The 4,515-nt window shown below is 69.2% G+C and carries 5 protein-coding genes and 1 pseudogene; 4 read left to right on the top strand and 2 right to left on the bottom strand.

The features are described 5' to 3' along the window. The first annotated feature begins 300 nt into the window (after window positions 1-300). Both ACWD0A_RS34545 and ACWD0A_RS34550 read left to right on the top strand, forming a co-directional pair. Window positions 301-1,143, top strand: a complete 843-nt coding sequence (locus ACWD0A_RS34545) for a class I SAM-dependent methyltransferase (protein WP_451304653.1) — start codon at window positions 301-303, stop codon at window positions 1,141-1,143. A 177-nt stretch (window positions 1,144-1,320) separates the two neighbouring features. Continuing rightward, on the top strand, window positions 1,321-1,479 hold the full coding sequence (locus ACWD0A_RS34550; RefSeq protein WP_451304655.1) for a hypothetical protein: 159 nt from the start codon (window positions 1,321-1,323) through the stop codon (window positions 1,477-1,479). 362 nt (window positions 1,480-1,841) lie between these two features. On the opposite strand, the gene ACWD0A_RS34555 is transcribed toward ACWD0A_RS34550, so the two are convergent. Then, a complete protein-coding gene (locus ACWD0A_RS34555; RefSeq protein WP_451304657.1) occupies window positions 1,842-2,861 on the bottom strand; it encodes a DNA polymerase Y family protein in 1,020 nt (339 codons plus the stop codon). 164 nt (window positions 2,862-3,025) lie between these two features. On the opposite strand from ACWD0A_RS34555, the gene ACWD0A_RS34560 reads away from it, so the two are divergent. Next, complete coding sequence (locus ACWD0A_RS34560; RefSeq protein ID WP_451304659.1) at window positions 3,026-3,541, top strand: hypothetical protein; 516 nt, start codon at window positions 3,026-3,028, stop codon at window positions 3,539-3,541. Between the two features lie 259 nt (window positions 3,542-3,800). Next, the gene (locus ACWD0A_RS34565) at window positions 3,801-4,304 is read left to right on the top strand and encodes a GNAT family N-acetyltransferase (RefSeq protein WP_451304661.1); all 504 of its coding nucleotides are present in this window, start codon (window positions 3,801-3,803) and stop codon (window positions 4,302-4,304) included. On the opposite strand, the pseudogene ACWD0A_RS34570 reads toward ACWD0A_RS34565, so the two are convergent. Then, window positions 4,300-4,398 (bottom strand): annotated as a pseudogene (locus tag ACWD0A_RS34570) (IS5/IS1182 family transposase); the annotation flags it as partial. The gene ACWD0A_RS34565 and the pseudogene ACWD0A_RS34570 overlap by 5 nt on opposite strands. Between the last annotated feature and the right edge of the window lie 117 nt (window positions 4,399-4,515).

Below are 4,515 nucleotides of genomic sequence, written 5' to 3' on the forward strand. Positions count from 1 at the left end.
CCCGTGAATGTCTCCACCCACATCGTCTCAGCCCTCAACACCCCACCCATACAGGGAAAATGCCCATCCTGCCGCCTTCTGCAACGCGCTTTAGGCCGGACGGGTCAACCAGAGCGCCCACTCACACCGATAGGCGGCCATCTCGATCGACAGTTGGCCAGTAGCGGGCCTGACCGGCCTTTGGGCGCTGAACCATGAGGGCACCACCGCACTCCAGTTGGAGGATTCCCCGGGGGCGTGGAGCCATGGAAACGTCTGCAGCCGGACAGTTGCGGATCTCTGGGAAGGTGGCGGGCGGACGTGGCGGCCGACTGGGAGTGGGACGACACGTTGTTCTCGGGTGCTGCCGCCTACTACCAGCGCGGGCGGCTTCCCTACGCCCCCGGGCTGGCGGACGTGCTCGCCACGGTTCTGAAGCTCGATGGGCATGGACGCCTCATCGACGTGGGATGCGGACCCGGCACCCTTGCCCTGAGCCTGGCGCATTTGTTCAGCGAGATCGTCGGCGTCGATCCGGACAGCGGGATGATCGCCGAAGCCGAGCGTGGGGCCGCCGAGCGCTCGGTGACCGGGAAGGTGCAGTGGGTGCAGGCCCGGGCCGAGGAACTGCCCGCAGGTCTTGGAACGTTCACCGTCGCGACCTTCGGTCAGTCCTTCCACTGGATGGATCGCGACGTCGTGGCGGCAACCACCAGGGACATGCTCCGGCCCGGCGGGGCGCTGGCGCACATCTCGGACGTGAAGACGGAGACCCGAACCGTCGACGGTCTGCCGCATCCAGCGGCGCCCTACACGGCGATCGAGGAGCTGGTCAGGCACTACCTCGGACCGGTCCGACGAGCCGGCCGGGGTGTGTTGCCGCAGGGAACACCCGGCGGTGAGGCCACAGTGCTCGCCCGCGCGGGGTTCTCCGGTCCCCAGCGCCATGTCGTTCCCGGCGGACAGCCGTTGGAACGCACGGCTGACGACGTCGTTGCGGGGGTGTTCTCGATGTCGTTCTCGGCTCCGCATCTGTTCGGCCCGCGCCGCCAGGAATTCGAGGCAGACCTGCGTCGGCTGCTGCGAGAGGTCTCCGCGTCGGGCCGGTTCTCCGAACGCCGGCCGAGCACCGAGGTCTTCGTCTGGTGGAAAGACCCCCGCTGAGCCGGCACCTCTGCCGGCCACCGTTGACCGACAGGGCTGTCGAGGATGCCGAGCGTCAGCTCGGGGTGCGTCTGCCGTCCTCGTTGCTGGAGCCTTGCGGCTGCAGAACGGCGGTCATTGGCGTTTGACGGGGACGCCTTCCCGACCGGGGTGCCGACTTCATGGAGCGAGAGCCACATGCCGTTGGACGAGATGATGAGCGTCGGCCGCCGCGAGAGCCGATTGTCCTTGCTGGACACGCCTCAACTGGTGGAGGAGTGGGGCCTGTCCCCGCTCGTCCTGCTCTCGAGTGACGGGCACTACCGGCTCGCGGCCGACAGGGTGAGCCGTCGGTGACGTGGTTCGACACGGACGGGAACACCGAGCTCACTCTGGCGCTCGCCGACGGCCGCAAGGGCTCAAGCGCCCCAAGTTCTGAGGCCGCCGGACGACTTTCGGCACCCGGACAAGTCCCTGCGCCCCGCGCACGCGGCGCCCAATGCGGTCAGCGCACGAGACAGACAAGGAGGAGAAAGCGATGAGCGAGCACCGGACCATCTGGCTCGTGACACGCAGCGCGGACCCAGGCGCTGTGCCGTGCACGGACGAGGAGACTGCGGGGCTCCGCCGACGCTCAGTGTCTGGCGGACGGGCACCCTGATGACACGGCCGCCGCGATCCCTGCACAGGCGCGGGAGGCGATCATTCGCATGGGACGCTCAGCCCGCCTGCGGAAAGCCCGCCGCAGGCCCCGCCGTGCCGGAGCCGAACCGGGCGTTGAGCGCGTCGATGGCCTCCTCCGCGCGCAACCGGTGCTCCCGGCCGACGTCGAAGGAGAGCTGCTCGGCAACGGTGGCCGCGTCCACCAGCTGCTCGCAGCGCAGGGCGACCGCCCGCACCCGGGCACGCTGCAGCCCCAGGGACCGGTACACCTCGTACGCCGCGTCGCGCAGATCGTCGGTGTGCGCGGACGGCCCGCCGGGCAGCCGGCGGCTGCGGTGCAGCTCGGTGCGGTCGGCGAAGGTCACGGTCAGCGTCACGGCCTTCGCCGCCTGCCGGCGTCTGCGCAGCCGCTCGCCGAGCTCGACAGCCAGCGACAGCAGCGCGGAGCGCACCAGATCCGGCGCCAGCGTGTCAGTCGGGAAGCGGCGCTGCGCGGCCGCGCTGTGCGGCAGCTCAGCCGGCACCACCCGGCGACGGTCGATACCGCGGGCCCGCTCGCTCAGCACCCGGCCCGCCTTCCCGCCCAGGACCCGCTGCACCGTCGACTCCGGCAGATTCGCCAGCAGCCCGATCGTGTGCACCCCGTACGTCATCAGCGTCCGCTCCTGGGCGCGGCCGATTCCGTGCAGCTCGCCGACCGGCCGCGGGTGAAGGAACGCCGCGACCGCCTCGGGACTGGAACCGACCGCACGTACGCCGCCCTGCGTCGGCTCCCGGGACGCCATCGCCGCGATCGTCCAGTTGGGCCCCACCCCGATCGCCACGGGCAAGCCGTACCGCGCCAGTGCCCGCGTCCGGACCATCAGGGCCAACTCCGCCGGATCGCGGTCGAAATACCGGATGCTGCCGGAGACGTCCGCCACGGCAGCCGACGGAGGCAAGGCCTGCACCACCGGCGTCACACCCGCTACCAGGCCGAGCAGCAGCCGGTACAGCTCGGGATCGACATCCCTCGGGCAACGCAGATGAAGAATCGGCGAACCGGCCCCCACGGCCTGATCATGCTGCTCGTCCATGGCGACACCTCTCACCCCCACCGTACTCGAACAAGAATCGAACGGCATCGGGAGACTGCTGCCCATCCGTCCGCCCCCGCCGGACGTCCCCCACGACCTGGCGACGTCGGACGGCTGCGCCACCTGCCTGCCCGGGTGTCGTACCCCGCCCCTATGCTCACTCGATGACTTACGAAGGCACACACCCCACCGTTCTCGTGCAGGTGGGCGACCGGCACGCAGAAATCGACGAGCAGCTCGCACCCACGATCCAGGCGATCTGGCAATGCGGATTCGAAACCTTCACCTGCTGTCAGGGCGTCGGCGAGAGCAACGCGGACTGGCCGGAGAAGCTGCCGCACATGGCGGAGTGGGTGAAGTCCAGGCGCGGCTGGATGCTCATCGACTTCCCGGTCGACAGCGGCCTCGACTTCCTCTCGGCCGTGGCGAACGCCGGTCCGCGCGACGCGTTCTACGTCCGGATGACGCACTGGGCGGCTCCGGACGCGTGGGATGTGAACGTCAAGCCGATGGACGTGGCCATGTTCCGGGAGGAAGTCGCTTCGAGCTTTCGTCTGCGGCTGCTCCAGGTGAGCTTCCCGGCATACGACCTCCCGGAACTGACCCGGCGCCTGCGCGAGCACGCCGCAGGCCGTTCGGTGGCGCCCGCCCCCACCGACTGGAGCACCGTCGGCCGATAGGCGCCGTCTCCTTCCGGGCAACGAGAACATTCAGTGGCCAACTGCAGCGCTCAGTCGCACTTCTGCTGTGACCGAGCGCGTTCGTTGGCCACTGAACGTTCTACGGCATGTGTCTTTGATGAGCTGAGCAGTTGGCGGCGCCGGTTGCGGTGCACGCGATGTCAAGGGCCGCCGCGCGGGGGACTGGGGCGCTACGCGGCCGAGGTCAGCCGCCCGGACTCGAGAGCCTTCCCCCATCCCGATGTCAGAGCCCCCTGAGATGCTCCTTCTCGTGACGCAAGCGAGCGTGCCCGACCTCGCCCAGATCACCGACGTCCAGGAGGTCGCTCCCGAACTCCGACGCCAGCTGATCGACTGCTGGACCGCGGTCACCAACTCAGGCAGCGCCGCCGGGTTCCCCTTCCCACCCGTCCGAGACGATCACGTCGCGCCAGTCACGGACAGGCTCCTCGGCCGTCTCGACCCGCAACGCAGCCGACTCATAACCGCCGGATTCGACGACGCTCTTGCCGGATGGGTTGTCCTCAACCGTGATCCCTGTCAGCTCGTCGGGCACTGGGGCACGGTCCACCACCTTCAGGGCCGTCCAGAGTCCCGTGGCCGTGGTGTCGGATCCGCTCTCATGCGAGAGCTGCGGAAGATCGCCCGTGACGAACTGGGGCTCGAACAGCTCCATCTCGCGGCCCGGGGAGGAGAGGGGCTGGAGGACTTTAGGCGATGGCGGGCTTGTCCGTTCGCACGGCCAGGCCGCGTTAATGCTTGAGCCGGTTGATGCATCGTTCGACCGCGTTGCGCTGCTTGTATGCCTCGGCATCGAAAGTGGGCGGGCGACCGCCCGCGCGGCCACGCCGTAGGCGGTGACCGGCCTGGTCGGCGGGTGGTTGCGTCCTGAGAGGTGGTGTACGGGCTCCCACCTGATCCGGGCGTTTGTCCTGGCGTCGGAGTGAGTGTCCGGATACAAGAACGGCCACCGG

Source organism: Streptomyces sp. NPDC002867 (assembly GCF_053591895.1).